The sequence below is a fragment of the Chromohalobacter sp. 11-W genome, from assembly GCF_029889905.1.
Lineage (GTDB): Bacteria > Pseudomonadota > Gammaproteobacteria > Pseudomonadales > Halomonadaceae > Chromohalobacter.
Genome location: NZ_JARANZ010000010.1, coordinates 121,249 through 137,753, shown reverse-complemented (window position 1 = coordinate 137,753; position 16,505 = coordinate 121,249). Strand labels below are relative to the sequence as shown.

Here is a 16,505-nt window from a genome sequence, read left to right as displayed (position 1 = left end):
AAACGCCCACATGAATTACCTGATCGTTTGTTAAAGAGCGGCTCCGGGCTCGATATACAAGAGCGGAGCGGCTTGCGTTGGCCCGATGGGCCGCCTCGCAAGGAAGGCGTACTCTACCGAAAGCGCCGTGATTGTCAAGGCGTTAGCCGAGGAGACAATCGCTGATAGCGGCCGATGCGACGGCGTTATCAGAGGCCTTTCGAGGTGCGGCGCATTTTACCGAAACCGGCGTCACTGTCAAGCGAGAAAACCACCCGAAGGTTTGAATTTCTCAAGCACGTCAGTCACTTGCACCACCTCTCCACCGCTGGCCACGAGGTCCGTCGCCGGCAGCGGATGCGTACTTTACGGCCCACACGGATTGAACGCAAGAGGTTTTTGTAGCGCGTAGCGCTACCCCTCCCGGCTATTTATAGCGTGCATACTAGGGTGCGGCATTATCACCCTCCCCATTCGGCTGTCGCTCTTTCGTCTATCGGTTATCATACCGTTCGTATCGCACGCCGGGAGCTTCCATGCATCAGCCCTTACCCCTATCCACCCCCAATCGTAACCTGGTGCGGCTGACCATCGTGCGCGGCATCACATGGACCGGTTTTCTCGGGGCGATCATTTTCGGGATAGAAGTACTGAGCTTTCAGTTACATGTAATGCCCGTCATCTTGGTCATCATTGCCATGGGACTGGTTAACGTCGCCACTTGGTGGCGACTGGGACGCCCCAGGGCCGTAACTGACACCGAGTATCTCGTACATCTATTGATAGATGTGCTCGGCTTGAGCCTCTTGTTTTACTACACGGGCGGGTCTACCAACCCTTTCATTACCTATTATCTCGTCCCGGTAACCATCGCCGCAGCAACACTCCCCTGGCGTTTCGCCTGGGTCATCGCCGCCGCCTCCTTGACCAGCTACACCACCATGATGGTGTTTTACGAGCCTGTCCCACAATTAAGCAACGGTTTCGTGGGCACAGGTATTCGCCTGCACATCATCGGCATGTGGCTGAACTTCAGTCTTTCCGCTGGTCTCGTGACATTCTTCATCTTCAAGATGGCACACGCATTGCGGCGGCGCGATCTCACGCTCTCGCGTACCCGCGAGACGGCATTGCGCAATGAGCAGGTGCTCGCCGTGGCCACACAGGCCGCCGGCACCGCCCACGAACTGGGCACGCCTTTGTCCACCATGGCGGTTCTCCTCAGCGATATGCGGGAAGAAGCGCGAGACAATGCGACTCTCGTGGAGGACATCGATTTATTGCGACAGCAAGTCGACACCTGCAAGGCGCGGCTACAGACGCTCGTGGCCAATGCCGATAGACGACGCTTGGCCAAGCCGGAGATAGCCGCAGCCGAGACGTGGCTAAGCGATGTCCTGCAACGTTGGCTGGTATTGCGGCCCGACGTGAGCCATCGCATCGATATACAAGGCAAACGTGGCACTGCTTATATCGCCACCGATACCACGCTCGAACAAGCGATCATGAACCTGCTTAACAACGCTGCCGACGCCAACCCCATGGATATTTCCATCTTGCTCGACTGGACGCAGGATGACGTCATCATCGACATCCGCGACCATGGACCGGGGGTCTCGATGAATATTGCCGATCAACTGGGCGAGACATTCATTTCGACCAAGAGCAAGGGCATGGGTATCGGTCTGTTTCTGACCCACGCTACTATCAATCGCTTCGGCGGCGGCGTCAGTCTCTACAATCATGAAGAAGGCGGTACGCTTACCGAGGTCAAGCTGCCACGGGCGACAGCAGGCGACTCTGCCTGAAAGCGACGGAGAATATCATGTCAGTAGATGCCGAACGGCTATTGATCATCGACGATGACGAACAGTTTTGCTTTGTCATGGCGCGCGCCATGCGGCGGCGAGGATTCGAGGTCGCGACCGCCATGACCGAAGATGAAGCGCTGGCCAACGTACGACAATCGCCACCGCACATGGCAACGCTCGACCTGAAGCTCGAGCACTCTTCGGGGCTCAAGCTACTTCCTGAGCTGCTGGCGATTGCTCCGTCATGCCGCGTGGTCGTGCTGACCGGTTATTCGAGCATCGCCACCGCCGTGGAGGCCATCAAACTAGGCGCCGTCAATTATCTGTGCAAACCAGCCGATGCCGACGAGATACTGACTTCGCTGGAGCGAGAAGGCGGCGACCCCGATATCGACATCGCCGACAGCCCGCCTTCCGTGAACCGGGTGACCTGGGAACATATCCAGAAAGTGCTGCAGGAGCACGATGGCAATATCTCTGCGACAGCACGCGCACTAGGCATGCACCGCCGGACGCTGCAACGCAAACTGCAAAAGCGACCCGTCAGGCGCTAGCCGACATCGTCATTACTGCGCGGTCCATCCGAGATCCATGCTCCAGCATGCCCCAGTCACCGCGCCGGCCTGCTCCGATGCCAGATAGCTGACCAACGCCGCCACCTCGTCGGGCTCGATGAGGCGTTTGATGGCGGCATTTTTCAACATGACCTCTTCTATAACCTGCTGCTCATCCATGCCATTGAGACGCGCCTGATCCGCAATCTGGCGCTCCACCAAGGGTGTACGCACGTAGGCCGGACAAAGAGCATTGACCGTAATGCCTACCTCGCCACCTTCCAGAGCCGCCGTACGCGTCAGCCCCACCAAACCATGCTTGGCACTGACATACCCTACTTTGCCCGGCGATGCGACACTGGCATGGATCGATGCCATGTTGACGATCCGCCCCCACTGCCCTTGACGCATATGAGGCCATACCGCCTGCGTCAGCAAGAAAGGAGCCGTCAACATGAGGTCGATGATCTGACGCCATTTCGCTTCGGGGAAATCTTCCAGTGCCTCCACGTGCTGAATGCCCGCGTTATTGACCAGTATATCGACGTGCCCGAAACGCTTGATGGCCTCCGTCACCGAACCACGGCAAGCCTCCGGGTCGGTGAGGTCGGCTTGATAAAAGACGGCACCCGCAGCTTCTGCGATATCCACGCCTTGCGGATTGGCATCCACTGCCAATACTTGCAATCCCTCTTGGCAGAACTGTTTGACTACCGCTTCACCGATACCGCTGGAACTGCCGGTCACGATCGCGACACGCGGATGGCCCAGTGTGGAAGGGGCTGCCATGGCACTCTCCTCGATAACGAGACGAACTATGCTCAGCATAAGACGTGAGCTGCGAGATATGCCAGCATGGCGCATCACTTACGCCAACCGGCAGGCCTGTTAGACTAAAGCTAACAGTGAGCACTGGCAGCAACGCATTGACTCGAGGAGACTGCATGGAGCCTTCCCAACGGCTTGCCGAAGCCGAGCGTATCGCACGTCTAGCAGGAGAACGCATCGTAGCGGCACGCGAGTCGCAAGCGTTTCAGCAACGCTACAAAAGCGGTGACGAACTCGTAACGGACGCCGATGTCGAAATCGACCAGCTCATCGCTTCCGAGCTCGATGCTCATTTTCAAGACGATGCGCGTCTCACGGAGGAAATCTCTCCAGACCGCGATGTACTTGAAGACAATGACGCCGTATGGATCGTCGACCCTATCGATGGCACGGTGAATTTTGCGTATGGACATCCCCATGTAGCGGTGTCCATCGCTTTTGCATCGGAGGGGAAGCTACGCTTGGGCGTCGTTCATGCCCCCTTCCTGGGAGAAACGTTCACGGCACTACGCGGAGAAGGCGCCTGGCTAAACGGCGAGCCCATTCAGGCCAGCAATGCGAGTGAATTGTCACGCAGCTTGGTTGCTACGGGATTCCCCTATCGCCGAGATGCACGGGCTCCTTTATTCCGCCGCCTCGCTGGCGTGCTCACCAGTTGCCGCGACATACGCCGCAACGGCTCGGCCGCACTGGATCTCTGCCACGTCGCGTGCGGCCGTCTCGATGCATATTATGAAAGTGTCTCGCCCTGGGATTTTGCCGCTGGCTTGTTGATCGCGCGTGAAGCAGGCGCCAAGACAGGGCATCTCTATCAGTGCCCCGACCGTATCCCGCCAGAGTTTTATGGGGAAAACATACTGGTGGGCGCACCGGGCATATACAACGCGTTGAACGATATCCTCTTGAAAGCCGACGACGGCCGGCTTGACGAGATCGAGGCACAAAACTGATTTGCCATAGAGCACCCCAATAGCGTGCGTAGCAAGACTCTATTGGCACCTCATGAGCAATTCCGGAACAATGACACCATCAATTTCATGGCATACAAATCCCTTACCTCAAGGAGAACCCTATGTTGACAGTGATTTTCGGCCGCCCTGGCTGCCCTTTCTGTGTACGTGCCAAGGAGCTCGCCGAACAGCTGAGCGAAGCGCGCGACGATTTCGGTTTCCGTTATATCGACATTCACGAAGAAGGCATCACCAAAGCCGATATGGAAAAAACCATCGGCAAGCCCGTTGAAACGGTTCCGCAGATCTTCATCGACCATACTCATATCGGTGGCTTCACTGAGTTCGACCAACACGTTCGCGATAATGAACTGATGCCGGCGACTCAAAGCTAACGGCCCTTCTTAGCGCCAACGCCATCGTTACGGTGTTGGCGCTGCCAACCTTTACCAGCCTTCCGCAAATACACGGAAAAGCGTTGAATCCGCATCCGCCTACGCAATGAGAAAGCACTATACTGAGTGCATTGCGACAGGAGGCGAGGTGTCAGTCATGCAACGCGATGAATTCCTGCAGCAACTTTGGCTGGACTATATCCATTGCCATCCCGATATAGGGGCTCTTTCGCTCTGGCCGCTTGAGAACCGCGCCGAATATTGCGTGCTGGTGACACTCAATCGACCACCTTACCAAGCCCAGCGCTTGCTCCCAGCGCTTTATCATTTCGGTTATCGGCGCGTTGGTCACCACGCCATGGCCGACCGAGGGATACTGGCCAATGTGCTAAGCCCAGGTAATGACGATGCATGGATTGTGCTCATCGAGCTGCAACTGGACACACTGACACAAGCGCCACGCCAGCATCTGGAAGCGCTCATCAACCGAACTCATCCTCAAGACAGCCAAGGCCAGAACCTTCTTTCCCGAGGCCGCCCCTGGCCAATGCCCGATTGGTCGACTTACCAACAATTGCATGAAGCCCATCCCCTCGCCGCCTGGTTGGCCATCATGGGCCCTCGTATGCATCACGTCGGCTTCGATTGTCAGCGGTTAGGACACGATATCGCCGAATATGCCGACGTAATTGCCGAAGCGGGACTGAAGCCGGGAGGTCAGACACTTCTGCCCATCTCCCCGCTGCTCGACCACCGTTACTATGCTTGCTGTACGCAGCGTGCCGTCTTCGCCGCCGGTGATGAGCATCGCGTCACCACCGGCGGCCTTGCGCTCGTACAGAAACAGCTTTCCGGCACCCGCGAGCGCGCGGCAGAACTCTTGTTGCCGCAACACACGCGCTGCGAGCTCAGCGCCTAAAATTGCGCCTCTTCTTCCGCTTCCGGCCGTGGCTCACTATTGTCATACGCCGCCCAGTCGTCTTCGTAGGACGGCTCGAAATCGAGTTCGAATTGCTGAGGCTCGAAACGTGGATCCATCTCACTGAGGTAATGCGTCGACTCCACCATGGGCACTGCTGCTACATAAGGCTCTTGCTCTACTTCTGGAGAAACGCCCTTATAGCTATAGAGTCTCACCATGACGAACATCGCCAAGGCCAGCGCGGCGCCTCCCAAAAACAACCACAACCCATCCGGGCCGGTCACTTCCATGATTACAGAGGCGCTATAAGGCCCGACGACCGAGCCGATGCCATACCAGATCAACAGCTTGGCATTGGCCTGAATGGTTTCCTCGGGCTCGAGCCAGTCGTTAGTGTGCGACAGACTCAAAGAATAAAGCGTATGCAGCATCGCGGTATGAAAGCAGGCCACCACGAGCAACACCCAGAAGTCGAACCTAGCCGCCACCGAAATCATGGCGCCGGACACCGCCATTACCAAGGCCATGCATAAGATCACCTTACGGCGATCAAGTCGGTCGGAAATACGCCCCAGCGTCCACTGCGCCACCAACGCCACCAGGGTCGTAATAGCCATGAACTGTGCCGTTTGCGAGGTCGAAAGACCAATTTCCTGTCCGTAGTAGGGTGTCATCGCAAAAAAAGACTGAACCATCAGCCCCGCCGTGAAAGCGCCGACCAGCCCGACCGGGGCGCGGCGATACAATTCTCGCAGCGAGATTTTGCTGGAAACCTCATGCGACGAGCGTGTCGGGCCATGTATCCGGTAAATCGACAACGGCACCAGCGACAGCGTAAACAGAATGCCCGAGACCGAGAACAGCACGAATGTGGCCGGGTCGGCGACATTGAGCAGCCACTGGCCGACCGCCAGGGACGAGGTCGAAATGACCAGGTACCAACCCAACACGCGTCCCCGGTTATCATTGGTCGACTCACCCGAAACCCACGACTCCATGACCATCAGCAAACCCGCAGTCGCCGCTCCGCCGAACAGACGCCACACCAACCATGCCCAGGGATCTACCCATAACCCATGCAGCATCGCCGTCACCGCCAGCACGGCCGCACAAGCGGCAAAGACACGAATATGCCCCACCGAGCGGATGCGCTTCTCGATCAGATAACTGCCGATCACGAAACCCAACGAGAAGCTCGACATCAACAAGCCCGCCATCTGTGAGGGAAACCCCTCCAGCGACATGCGCACCCCAAGCAAGGTCATGATCAAGCCATGGCCGAGCAAGAAACTGATTTCACTGAGAAATAGAATGGGCAGGGTTGCGGGCAAGCTGCGCAAATCGACCTCCTGGCGATAGTGACATATGGGTTCGGCATGCCTCTCTTAGACACGCCCAGGCAATGCGTCGGGCAAGCCCACTAGTCTACCTGCTAGCGCGCATGACGACATCCACTCCTCTCTGGATATCGCTGACCCTCCATCCAGCATAGAAGGTCAGATATGCCCTTTTCAGGGGATGAGAAAAACCATCCACAAAAACTGTGGATAACGCTGTGCATGAGCGACGTCGAAGACACCATTTCGGCTTGTCGTTTCCCACCTCGCCTTGGATTGGTCAGATTTTCATCATCCCACTGTCATCAAGACGTCAAAGACACATGCCTCGCTATCACACTCCCCCTTTCGTCGAGTGGACAGCGCGCTACTGACTTGTTTTTAATAGCATCATGGTGCAATGCAACATCGTCGCGCGGCTCCCTCATGCCGCTCCATGTGACGTCGACCTGAAAACAGGTGGCGGCATAGATGACTCGGAGGTCACATGACCACGCCCCTTTGGGAGCCGTCGACGACGGCCATACAAAGCACGCAAATGCATGCGCTGATGCAGCGCATCGACCGCGAGCACGGCACATCGCTGACCGACTACGAGGCATTGCATGCCTGGAGCGTCGAGCATCTGGACGCTTTCTGGGAGCTCTTGTGGGATGAGTTCGACATCGTCGCCGAGCGGCGTGGCGATGACGTTCTGGTACGTCCCGATGCCATGCCCGGTGCGCGCTGGTTTCCGCAAGCACGTTTGAATTATGCCGCCAACATGTTGCGCCGGCGTGACGAACATCCCGCCTTGATCGTTCGCGATGAACGCCTGCGGCGACGCGTCATCAGCTATGCCGAATTATACGATAATGTCGCCAGACTGGCCCACGCACTCAAGGCTAGCGGCGTCACGGAGGGCGATCGTGTCGCCGGCTTCGTCCCCAATAGTGAACACGCCATCATCGCCTTGCTTGCTTCGGCCAGCCTCGGCGCGGTGTGGTCTTCCTGCTCGCCGGAATTCGGATTCAACGGCGTCTTGGATCGCTTTGGGCAGATCGCTCCTAAGGTATTGATCGCCACCGATGGTTATACCTGGAACGGCAAGGCCATCGACACTCGGGAGCGCGTCGCCGATATTGCCAATGCCATAGACTCGCTCAAGCATGTCGTGGTCTTCCCCTTCCTCGAAGACGCTCCGGCTCTCGATGACATTCCTCGCGCCATCGCCTGGGCCGACTACCTGGATAACAACGCCAGCGAAATCGATTTCCAGGCACTGCCCTTCGAGCACCCGCTTTACATTCTCTATTCTTCGGGCACCACGGGTGTCCCCAAGTGCATCATCCACTCGGCAGGCGGCACCCTGTTGCAGCATCTCAAGGAGCACCGTCTGCATACCGATATCGACGCCGACGATATCTTTTTCTATTACACGACTTGTGGCTGGATGATGTGGAACTGGCTGGTGTCCGGGCTTGGCTCCGGTGCCACGCTATTGCTCTACGATGGTTCACCGTTTGCGCCACACCCCGACACCCTGTGGCAAATCGCCAGCGATGAGGGCGTCACAGTCTTCGGCACCAGCGCAAAGTACCTCACGGCCTGTGAAAAGGAAGGCTTGGCGCCCGGCAAGCAAGTGGACCTTTCACCGCTACGCGCGCTGCTTTCCACCGGCTCGGCGTTGCCTCATGAGTCGTTCGATTACGTCTATGACAAGATCAAGCGTGACCTCATGCTGGCCTCGATCTCCGGGGGCACGGATATCGTATCCTGCTTCGCACTGGGGTGTCCGATCCGTCCTGTTTACCGGGGCGAACTGCAATGTCGCGGGCTCGGCATGGCTGTCGACGTTTTCGATGACCACGGACAAAGCGTCACGGGCAACAAGGGCGAACTGGTCTGTAAACGTCCCTTTCCTTGCATGCCCACCGGCTTCTGGAACGATCCCGATGGGGAGCGTTATCGCGATGCTTACTTTTCGACCTTTCCGGGTATCTGGGCGCATGGCGACTACGCCGAACTGACACCTCACGGCGGCGTCATCATCCACGGGCGCTCGGATGCCGTCCTCAACCCCGGTGGCGTGCGTATCGGCACCGCCGAGATCTACCGACAAGTCGAAAAGGTGGACGGCGTGCTCGAATCGCTATGCATCGGCCAAACGTGGCAGAACGATGTGCGCGTGGTGCTCTTCGTCCGCATGCGCCCCCATGTCGTGCTCGACGAAGCCAAATGCGACGAAATCCGGCGCATGGTACGCCGGCACACGACCCCGCGGCATGTGCCTGCCAAGATCATCGCAGTGGAGGATATTCCCCGCACGCTGTCGGGCAAGATCGTCGAAATCGCCGTGCGCAACGTCGTCCATGGCGAACCCGTCAAGAATCGTGATGCGCTGGCCAACCCCGAAGCTCTTGAGCTTTTCGTCGATCTCCCTGCGCTCGCCGAGTGATACGCACGCCATCGCCTTGTCCGAGACTGGGCAGCCGCCACACGATCCAGTAGCATAAGTCGCCAAGTCATTGAAGGAGAACGGCATGGCGACCCTCAAGGGGCTGACAAGCGTGCTGTTGCTGATCGCCAATACGCTTTTCTGGGGCGTGCCGCTTTATCTACTGACGCTCCTCAAGCTCATGACGCCAACGCGGCGTTTGCGCCTACGTGTCTTGGCGGGACTCAACGCCATCGCTCTGGCCTGGATCGCCACCAATAACTGGTGGATTCGTCATTGGGTCAAGCCAAACATCACCGCGCACTTACCCGAGGGGTTGTCTCCCAGCCAGTGGTGGCTGGTCATCGCCAATCACCGTAGTTGGACGGATATCTTCGTCATGCAGTACGTGCTGTACGGACGGACCTCGATGCCCAAGTTCTTTCTCAAGCGTGAGCTGATCTTCGTGCCCATCATCGGCCTCGCCTGGTGGGCACTCGAGTTCCCCTTCATGCGCCGCTATGCACGCAGCGAGCTTACCCATCGGCCACAGTTGGCGGAACGCGATCGCCGCGCGACGCAACGCATGTGCGAGCGTGCGCGAGAAATGCCGATGACGATCTACAATTTCGTCGAAGGTACGCGCTTCACCCCCACCAAACGTGACCAGCAAGCAAGTCCGTTTCGGCATCTGCTGCGTCCCAAGGCAGGCGGTACTGCGCAAGTCATACGTCTAATGGGTGATCGTCTGAGCGGCATTCTCGACGTCACGCTTCATTATCGCCATGCGGCCCCGAACTTTTGGCATTTTCTTTGCGGTCGCGAAATTCCCATACACATGGAAGCACGTCGACTCAACGTGCCCGCCTGGATGGGCAATGGCGACTATCATCTGGACCCGCATTACAAGGAACGCTTCCATTCATGGCTGAACGCGCTATGGGAGGAAAAGGATCGTGCGCTCGAATCGTTCCCCTCCTCCTCTTTGTCTTGATACTCGCCGGCTGCGCTGGCGGGCCTGGCGCCGGTGGCTATCGTGGCGGCAACATTGCTGGTAACTGGGTCTCCATCCAACGCGGCGACACGCTCGGACAAATCGCCAAGCAAGCAGGTGTCCCGTTACTGCGCTTGCAACGGTTCAACCCGGGCGTCGATGCGCGTCGACTGGCCATCGGCCAGCGCATCCTGGTGCCCACCCACCGCGAGCGCGCGCCCGGTAGCGGCCCTTATCGCTATCAAGTACGTCCGGGTGACACTTATTCGAGTATCGCCCAGCGCTTTGGCAGCACTGCGCGGCGCTTGCAAACAGCGAACCCCAAGTTTTCCGCCAACGCCCTGAATGTCGGACAGTTGCTCAAGGTGCCGCGAGGAGGTTCTGCCCGAACCACCGCCTCAACGACCCAGTCCTCGTCGTCAACGGCCTCCAAGCCCGCCGCGCGTAGTCGTACGCTTCCCGACCCAGGAGCGCTGCCCGATAGCGCGCGCACATGGCATTGGCCACTCAAACAGTATGAAATAGCACGTGCCTATGGAACCGATGCGCGCGGCACCCTACAGCCGATGTTGCTCTCGACCTCCGCAAACACCCAGGCACTTGCCGTTGCCGATGGCACCGTTCGCTTTGCCGATAGTATGCGGCAACTGGGACGCGTGGTGATCATTCACCACCGCGACAACATGCAAAGTGTCTATGCACTATGCGAGCGTCTACTCGTCGAAGATGGCGATGAGGTAAAACAAGGCACACCCGTTTGCGATGTCGGTTATCGACACGACACAGGGCGCTATGACCTGTTATTCGATGTCCGCCATGGCGGGAAACCCGTGGATCCCAAACAGGTGCTACGCTAGACAAGAAATACCTGCCCTATCAACAACACGGTAACCCCGGTTGACGACATCGTATCGTCACGATGATGTCGCACTGCTGTCATCAGGATGCTTGAACCTAGCACTGTCTTGATATGCCACGGAGGTGCATCATGCGAGTCGCATTGGTCAGTGAAACCTGGGCACCCGAGATCAACGGTGTGGCGCATACGCTGGACCATCTGGCCCATCACCTCGTCACGCGTAACGTCAACCTGCAGCTAGTGCGCCCTCGGCCCCGACAAGGCGGCCGCGAAGGACGCGCCGAGCGTGACATGCAAGTTCGTGCATTCTCCCTACCGGGTTACGCCGATGTGAATGTCGGCTTGCCCGCCTGGCGACGCTTGTCGCGCTTGTGGCGAGAGTCACGCCCAGATGTCGTCTACATCGCGACTGAAGGTCCGCTGGGTTGGGCGGCGCTGGCCACGGCGCGTCATTTATCGATTCCTGTCGTGGGCGGTTTCCACACCAATTTCGACCAGTACGCGGCAAGCTACCACTTGCGGTGGGCCAGCGGCATAGTGGCTGCCGGATTGCGCTACTTTCATAACCGCTGTCAGATGACGCTCGTGCCCACGCGCGCCCAAGCCGAGCGTTTATATCGACGTGGCTTTCAGCGTGTGAACGTATTGGGGCGCGGCATCGACGCTCAGCATTTTTCTCCGGCCCGGCGCGACGCTAACCTAAGAGCTCAGTGGGGCGTCGATGGCGACCAGCCCGTCATCCTCTACGCGGGACGCCTGGCCGCCGAAAAGAACACGTCGTTGCTCGTACGCACGCTGCGCGCGATGCAAGAAGAACACCCGACGCTACGCGCTGTGTTAGTGGGTGACGGCCCCGAAAGGCAGGACCTGGAGCACCAGCTTCCCGAGGCGATTTTCACCGGCTTTCTAAGCGGAGAAACCTTGGCACGCCACTACGCCAGCGCCGATATGTTCCTGTTCCCATCGCACTCGGAGACATACGGTAATGTGGTCCCCGAGGCCATGGCCAGCGGACTTCCCGTGGTAGCTTTCGATCAGGCCGCCGCAAGTGAATTGATTGCGGATGGGCGCGAAGGTCGCTTGATCGAGGCGACGGACGATGACGCATTTGTACAGGCCGCCGTGGACCTTTGCCGGCATCCGAATGCTCGAATCCGCTCAGGTGTCGCAGCAAGAGAAAAAGTCGTCGACCAGGGCTGGCATGTCATCGGCGAACACTTCTTGACGTATTTGATCAGGGCGACTCAGGAGGCCCCGTATGCGATCTCGTCCCCCGGTCACGTTTGAGCGCCTGGACTCTCTCGAATGGCAGCTCTGTCAGCGCATCGCCCTGCTCAGCCAGCGACGGTTGATATACGGCTTGTTCCGGTGTTGCAGCCGTATCGGCGACTGGCCGGCCTGGGTGGCCTTGGCATTGATGCAGCCGATCATATATGGACGCGAAGGCTGGCGCCTGACACTGCTTTGGGGGATATGCGCTGCGGTTGGCGCCCTCTTTTACCGCCTGGTCAAGACGCGCCTCTGCCGAGAACGGCCCTATATCACGTTCTCGAGTATTCCATGCACCATGCCACCCTTGGATCGTTACAGCTTTCCCAGCGGACATACTTTGCACGCCGTCATGTTCTGCACATTTACTGCAGCGACGTCGCCATGGTTACTCGTCGTGGTTCTTCCCCTCACGGGGCTAATTGCCGCCTCGCGTGTCATCCTTGGCTTGCATTACCTCAGCGACGTCATCGCAGGTGCATTATTGGGATTTGTCATCGCCCATATGGGGCTTTGGGGGGCGACTTATGGGCAATGGCTTCCCGCTTTGGAGTAGATAGCCAAATAAAAACCTCGAGCTTTACTCGAGGTTTGAAGGTAGGAACATCAACAGAAGAGATTTAACCGCGGTAGTACTTGGCCTGTACGAACGGCATTCGCGACACCTGCATGGGTAGGCGCTTACCACGGACATCGGCATACAGCGTCGTTTCCAACGCCGCAAATTCGATATCGACATACCCCATGGCGACCGGCTTACCCAGGGTCGGGCCGAAGCTTCCCGACGTCACACAGCCCACATGACTATCTTCGGCGCTATAAAGCTGAGTACCTTCTCGCACCGGCGCTCGCCCTTCACCCAGTAGACCGACACGCTTACGGGTGATCCGCTTGGTATCGATCTGGGGCAGAATGACATCGGCCCCCGGGAAGCCCCCTTCTCGTTCGCCTCCGATGCGCCGGGGTTTGCCCACGGCCCAGATTAGGCTCGCCTCGGCGGGCGTCGTCTGGGTATCCAGGTCATGCCCATACAAGCACAGCCCAGCTTCCAGACGCAGTGAGTCGCGTGCTCCCAGGCCAATGGGCTCGACCTCGGCCTGCTCTAGCAACCACGTCGCCAGACGCTCGGCGGCGTCCACGGGCACGGAGATCTCGAAGCCATCCTCACCGGTATAACCGCTGCGACTGATCCACAACTGGGTACCGAGCGCCTCGAATTGGCCATGATGCATAAACACGAGATCACAGGCCTCGGGACACAGGCGCGCCATGACGTCTTTGGCTTGCGGCCCCTGCAATGCCAGCAAGGCGCGGTCGAGCACTTCCACCTGATGCTCGGCGTCGAGCCCGGTACGCAGGTGTGCCACGTCCTGGTCCTTACAGGCCGCATTGACGACGACATAAAGATCCTCGCCGCGATTGACGATCATCAAGTCATCGAGCAGGCCGCCTTCATTGCCGGTGAAGAGCGCATAACGCTGCATGCCTGCCGGTAACCCGATGATATCCGCCGGCACTAGCGTTTCGATGGCACGTGCCGGTGACGGCCCCGAAACGATGAGCTGCCCCATGTGCGATACGTCGAACAAACCGCACGCATGGCGGGTATGTTCATGTTCTTTCTTGACACCTAGGGCGTATTGCACCGGCATGCTGTAACCGGCGAAGGGCACCATCTTCGCCCCGCGAGAGACATGTACGTCATGCAACGGCGTATGGTGAAGGTCGTCGGACATCGTCGCTTCCTCATCGTTATCCGTGAAGGGGCGACGATCGCCGCCCCAAGACAGCTCAGCGTTTATCGTCCAAATCTTCGCCAGGCAAGACGGTCTTACCGGCAAAGTGATCGCTGGTGAGCTTGAAGACCACCGGCGAGAGCAGAGCCAGCGCAATCAAGTTGGGGATTGCCATCATGGCATTGAAGACACTGGCCATCAGCCAGACGAATTCCAGTGGCGCGACGGCTCCGGCGAGAATCGCCAGAATATACACCACACGATAGATCTTGATCGAAGCGACGCCGAACAGATACTCGAAGCACTTTTCACCGTAGAAGGCCCAACCGAGGATGGTCGTGAAGGCAAACACTGCCAGCGCAAAGGACACCACATACTGACCGATGCCCGGTAGCGCACCATCGAAGGCCATCGCGGTCAACGCGGCCCCGGTTTCACCAGATGTCCACTCGGTGCTGGTCAAGATCGCCAACGCAGTAACCGAGCACACGATGATGGTATCGATGAACGTCCCCAGCATCGCCACCAGCCCTTGGCGAACCGGATTCTTGGTCTGCGCCGCAGCATGGGCGATCGGCGCACTGCCCAGCCCTGCCTCATTGGAAAACACGCCGCGCGCCACGCCAAATTGAATCGCCTTGGCCACGGCAGCCCCCGCAAACCCACCTGCGGCAGATACCGGCGTAAAGGCATGGCCGAAAATCAGCCCCAACGCGGCACCGACATGATCGATATTGATGATCAGCACCAGCAAGCCACAGACGATATAGGCAATCGCCATGACCGGCACCAGCTTGCCAGCCACCTTGGCAATACGCTTGATGCCACCGAGAATCACGGCACCCGCCAGCAACATGATGATCACACCGGTCAGCCAATGCGGCATCCCCAGTGACTCACTGAGACCATCGGCGACCGAGTTGGATTGCACGGTATTACCAATCCCGAAGGCAGCAACCGCACCGAAAAACGCAAACAAGCCACCCAGCCAGGCCCATTTCTTTCCCAACCCATTGCGGATGTAATACATTGGCCCACCGACGTGGTCGCCCGCCGCATCGACTTCACGATAACGAACCGCCAGTACCGCCTCGGAAAATTTAGTCGCCATGCCCACCAGTGCCGTGATCCACATCCAGAACACGGCTCCCGGGCCGCCCAGGAAGATGGCAGTGGCGACACCCGCGATATTACCGGTGCCCACGGTGGCCGAAAGCGATGTCATCAGCGCGTTGAAGGGAGAAATTTCACCCTCATCCTCATCGCCTTTTTCGGCTTTACGTCCTTTCCAGAGAAGACTGAAGCCCGCCCCCAGCTTGCGAATGGGCAGCAACTTGAGCCCCAGTTGCAGATATACGCCCACCCCCAGCAACAAGATGAGCATCAAGGGGCCCCATACAACATCATTGATGGCGCTGAATACCGCATTGAGTGTTTCCACGAGATGTCCTCCCAGACATTTGTTGTTATCCAGCGCAGTGCCTGCACTGTCATCGACGGCGTTAGCTCAAGAAGATAACCGCCAAAACCCTCTTGACTTTAGCGGATCAGCTTGGCGTTTCTCCATACCCGCAAAGCAAAATAGCGTTTCAGGCATTATGGATAGAAATCTCGTCGCTTACTCGCGTGACCATGCGAGCAAAACACGAGCACAACAAGTTTCTTATTAGAAACGAAGGCTAATCGCTGTCCCGCGGCTTGGCAACCGCAAGACATCTCCCCTTCCGGCCCCTGTATAGCAGACTGGCACCCGCATTTTCGATACGCGTGGTGGGTCTCCATCGCCAGCAGGCTCATCAAGGCAAGGCATCGCAACTATGGTTGAGACCACCCATGGCCAGGCTCATAAGCAGTATGGCTTTTTGCTGGACGCTCGCCGGTATCCTGTCCACCCTTACTAGGCGGTCGAGCCGAATGGCATGAAGAAATGCATGATGACGATGCCAAGGGCGAATCAATGAGGCATAATGGCACTCATATTCCCCAAATCAGAAAATCTTTTCGTATAGGAAAATCACGATGAGCCACATCCCTGCCAATCTTCGCTATACCGACAGCCATGAATGGGTCCTCGACAACAATGACGGCACCGTCACGATCGGTATCACCGATCACGCCCAGGAATCCCTGGGCGACGTCGTCTTCGTCGAGCTACCCGACACGGGCCGACAACTCGACGCTGGTGAAGAATTCGGTGTCATCGAATCCGTCAAGGCCGCCTCCGACCTATACCTCCCGTTGAGCGGTGAAGTCGTCGCCGTTAACGAGTCGCTGGAGGACTCTCCCGAAGCCGTCAACGAGCACCCCTACGAGGACGGCTGGATCATCAAGCTCAAACTCGCCGAGCCCGACGCGCTCGACGCACTGCTCGATGCCACTGCGTATGACGCGCTCGTCAGCGCCGAGGAAGGCTGACGCGCCTCGCACGTTGCACTTGTCCTGTTCTGCCGGCGGC

General features: G+C 58.2%; 15 protein-coding genes. 11 read left to right on the top strand and 4 right to left on the bottom strand.

The genetic code is table 11. The annotated features are described in order from the left end of the window. Positions 1 to 515: 515 nt before the first annotated feature. Together OP494_RS14345 and OP494_RS14340 are read left to right on the top strand one after the other, a co-directional pair. Positions 516 to 1,787 carry an ATP-binding protein gene (locus OP494_RS14345; RefSeq protein ID WP_280541773.1) on the top strand — a complete coding sequence of 424 codons (1,272 nt, stop codon included), beginning with the start codon at positions 516 to 518 and terminating at the stop codon, positions 1,785 to 1,787. Positions 1,788 to 1,804: 17 nt separating this feature from the next. After that, the gene (locus OP494_RS14340) at positions 1,805 to 2,344 is read left to right on the top strand and encodes a response regulator transcription factor (RefSeq protein ID WP_280541771.1); all 540 of its coding nucleotides are present in this window, start codon (positions 1,805 to 1,807) and stop codon (positions 2,342 to 2,344) included. 12 nt (positions 2,345 to 2,356) lie between these two features. On the opposite strand, the gene OP494_RS14335 is transcribed toward OP494_RS14340, so the two are convergent. Beyond that, positions 2,357 to 3,133 carry a 3-hydroxybutyrate dehydrogenase gene (locus tag OP494_RS14335; RefSeq protein ID WP_280541769.1) on the bottom strand — a complete coding sequence of 259 codons (777 nt, stop codon included), beginning with the start codon at positions 3,131 to 3,133 and terminating at the stop codon, positions 2,357 to 2,359. 155 nt (positions 3,134 to 3,288) lie between these two features. Between OP494_RS14335 and OP494_RS14330 the strand changes: the two genes are divergently transcribed. From OP494_RS14330 to OP494_RS14320, 3 genes are all read left to right on the top strand, one after another. Next, positions 3,289 to 4,122 (top strand): inositol monophosphatase family protein, encoded by an 834-nt coding sequence (locus tag OP494_RS14330; protein WP_280541766.1) that lies wholly within the window; start codon positions 3,289 to 3,291, stop codon positions 4,120 to 4,122. 122 nt (positions 4,123 to 4,244) lie between these two features. After that, on the top strand, positions 4,245 to 4,517 hold the full coding sequence (locus OP494_RS14325) for a GrxA family glutaredoxin (protein WP_075368723.1): 273 nt from the start codon (positions 4,245 to 4,247) through the stop codon (positions 4,515 to 4,517). Between the two features lie 157 nt (positions 4,518 to 4,674). Further along, positions 4,675 to 5,436 (top strand): DUF1338 family protein, encoded by a 762-nt coding sequence (locus OP494_RS14320; protein WP_280541763.1) that lies wholly within the window; start codon positions 4,675 to 4,677, stop codon positions 5,434 to 5,436. Here OP494_RS14320 and OP494_RS14315 read toward each other — a convergent pair. After that, a complete protein-coding gene (locus OP494_RS14315; RefSeq protein ID WP_280541761.1) occupies positions 5,433 to 6,779 on the bottom strand; it encodes an MFS transporter in 1,347 nt (448 codons plus the stop codon). The two genes, OP494_RS14320 and OP494_RS14315, sit on opposite strands and share 4 nt — an antisense overlap. A gap of 484 nt (positions 6,780 to 7,263) precedes the next feature. Here OP494_RS14315 and OP494_RS14310 point away from each other — a divergent pair, with 484 nt between their 5' ends. From OP494_RS14310 to OP494_RS14290, 5 genes are all read left to right on the top strand, one after another. After that, entirely contained in the window at positions 7,264 to 9,213 is a 1,950-nt protein-coding gene (locus OP494_RS14310; RefSeq protein WP_280541759.1) for an acetoacetate--CoA ligase, read from the top strand. An 85-nt stretch (positions 9,214 to 9,298) separates the two neighbouring features. Further along, positions 9,299 to 10,186 (top strand): acyltransferase, encoded by an 888-nt coding sequence (locus tag OP494_RS14305; protein WP_280541756.1) that lies wholly within the window; start codon positions 9,299 to 9,301, stop codon positions 10,184 to 10,186. Further along, positions 10,117 to 11,043 carry a LysM peptidoglycan-binding domain-containing protein gene (locus tag OP494_RS14300; RefSeq protein ID WP_280541754.1) on the top strand — a complete coding sequence of 309 codons (927 nt, stop codon included), beginning with the start codon at positions 10,117 to 10,119 and terminating at the stop codon, positions 11,041 to 11,043. The genes OP494_RS14305 and OP494_RS14300 overlap by 70 nt, the downstream gene beginning before the upstream one ends. 131 nt (positions 11,044 to 11,174) lie before the next feature. Next, complete coding sequence (locus OP494_RS14295; RefSeq protein WP_280541752.1) at positions 11,175 to 12,332, top strand: glycosyltransferase family 1 protein; 1,158 nt, start codon at positions 11,175 to 11,177, stop codon at positions 12,330 to 12,332. Next, complete coding sequence (locus tag OP494_RS14290) at positions 12,304 to 12,870, top strand: phosphatase PAP2 family protein (protein WP_280541750.1); 567 nt, start codon at positions 12,304 to 12,306, stop codon at positions 12,868 to 12,870. Before OP494_RS14295 ends, OP494_RS14290 begins: the two co-directional genes overlap by 29 nt. A 64-nt stretch (positions 12,871 to 12,934) precedes the next feature. Here the strand turns inward: OP494_RS14290 and gcvT are convergent, their stop codons facing one another. Together gcvT and OP494_RS14280 are read right to left on the bottom strand one after the other, a co-directional pair. After that, the gene (gene gcvT, locus OP494_RS14285; protein WP_280541748.1) at positions 12,935 to 14,050 is read right to left on the bottom strand and encodes a glycine cleavage system aminomethyltransferase GcvT; all 1,116 of its coding nucleotides are present in this window, start codon (positions 14,048 to 14,050) and stop codon (positions 12,935 to 12,937) included. A 55-nt stretch (positions 14,051 to 14,105) separates the two neighbouring features. Next, on the bottom strand, positions 14,106 to 15,491 hold the full coding sequence (locus OP494_RS14280; RefSeq protein ID WP_280541746.1) for a sodium:alanine symporter family protein: 1,386 nt from the start codon (positions 15,489 to 15,491) through the stop codon (positions 14,106 to 14,108). A gap of 578 nt (positions 15,492 to 16,069) precedes the next feature. Here OP494_RS14280 and gcvH point away from each other — a divergent pair. Beyond that, the gene (gene gcvH, locus OP494_RS14275) at positions 16,070 to 16,465 is read left to right on the top strand and encodes a glycine cleavage system protein GcvH (RefSeq protein WP_179000209.1); all 396 of its coding nucleotides are present in this window, start codon (positions 16,070 to 16,072) and stop codon (positions 16,463 to 16,465) included. Positions 16,466 to 16,505: the final 40 nt, after the last annotated feature.

What these genes read in the sequence shown, in the direction of transcription:
- OP494_RS14345 (WP_280541773.1), top strand. Translation starts at nt 516, where the DNA reads ATGCATCAGCCCTTACCCCTATCCACCCCCAATCGTAACCTGGTGCGG.
- OP494_RS14340 (WP_280541771.1), top strand. Translation starts at nt 1,805, where the DNA reads ATGTCAGTAGATGCCGAACGGCTATTGATCATCGACGATGACGAACAG.
- OP494_RS14335 (WP_280541769.1), bottom strand. Translation starts at nt 3,133, where the DNA reads ATGGCAGCCCCTTCCACACTGGGCCATCCGCGTGTCGCGATCGTGACC.
- OP494_RS14330 (WP_280541766.1), top strand. Translation starts at nt 3,289, where the DNA reads ATGGAGCCTTCCCAACGGCTTGCCGAAGCCGAGCGTATCGCACGTCTA.
- OP494_RS14325 (WP_075368723.1), top strand. Translation starts at nt 4,245, where the DNA reads ATGTTGACAGTGATTTTCGGCCGCCCTGGCTGCCCTTTCTGTGTACGT.
- OP494_RS14320 (WP_280541763.1), top strand. Translation starts at nt 4,675, where the DNA reads ATGCAACGCGATGAATTCCTGCAGCAACTTTGGCTGGACTATATCCAT.
- OP494_RS14310 (WP_280541759.1), top strand. Translation starts at nt 7,264, where the DNA reads ATGACCACGCCCCTTTGGGAGCCGTCGACGACGGCCATACAAAGCACG.
- OP494_RS14305 (WP_280541756.1), top strand. Translation starts at nt 9,299, where the DNA reads ATGGCGACCCTCAAGGGGCTGACAAGCGTGCTGTTGCTGATCGCCAAT.
- OP494_RS14300 (WP_280541754.1), top strand. Translation starts at nt 10,117, where the DNA reads ATGGCTGAACGCGCTATGGGAGGAAAAGGATCGTGCGCTCGAATCGTT.
- OP494_RS14295 (WP_280541752.1), top strand. Translation starts at nt 11,175, where the DNA reads ATGCGAGTCGCATTGGTCAGTGAAACCTGGGCACCCGAGATCAACGGT.
- OP494_RS14290 (WP_280541750.1), top strand. Translation starts at nt 12,304, where the DNA reads ATGCGATCTCGTCCCCCGGTCACGTTTGAGCGCCTGGACTCTCTCGAA.
- gcvT (WP_280541748.1), bottom strand. Translation starts at nt 14,050, where the DNA reads ATGTCCGACGACCTTCACCATACGCCGTTGCATGACGTACATGTCTCT.
- gcvH (WP_179000209.1), top strand. Translation starts at nt 16,070, where the DNA reads ATGAGCCACATCCCTGCCAATCTTCGCTATACCGACAGCCATGAATGG.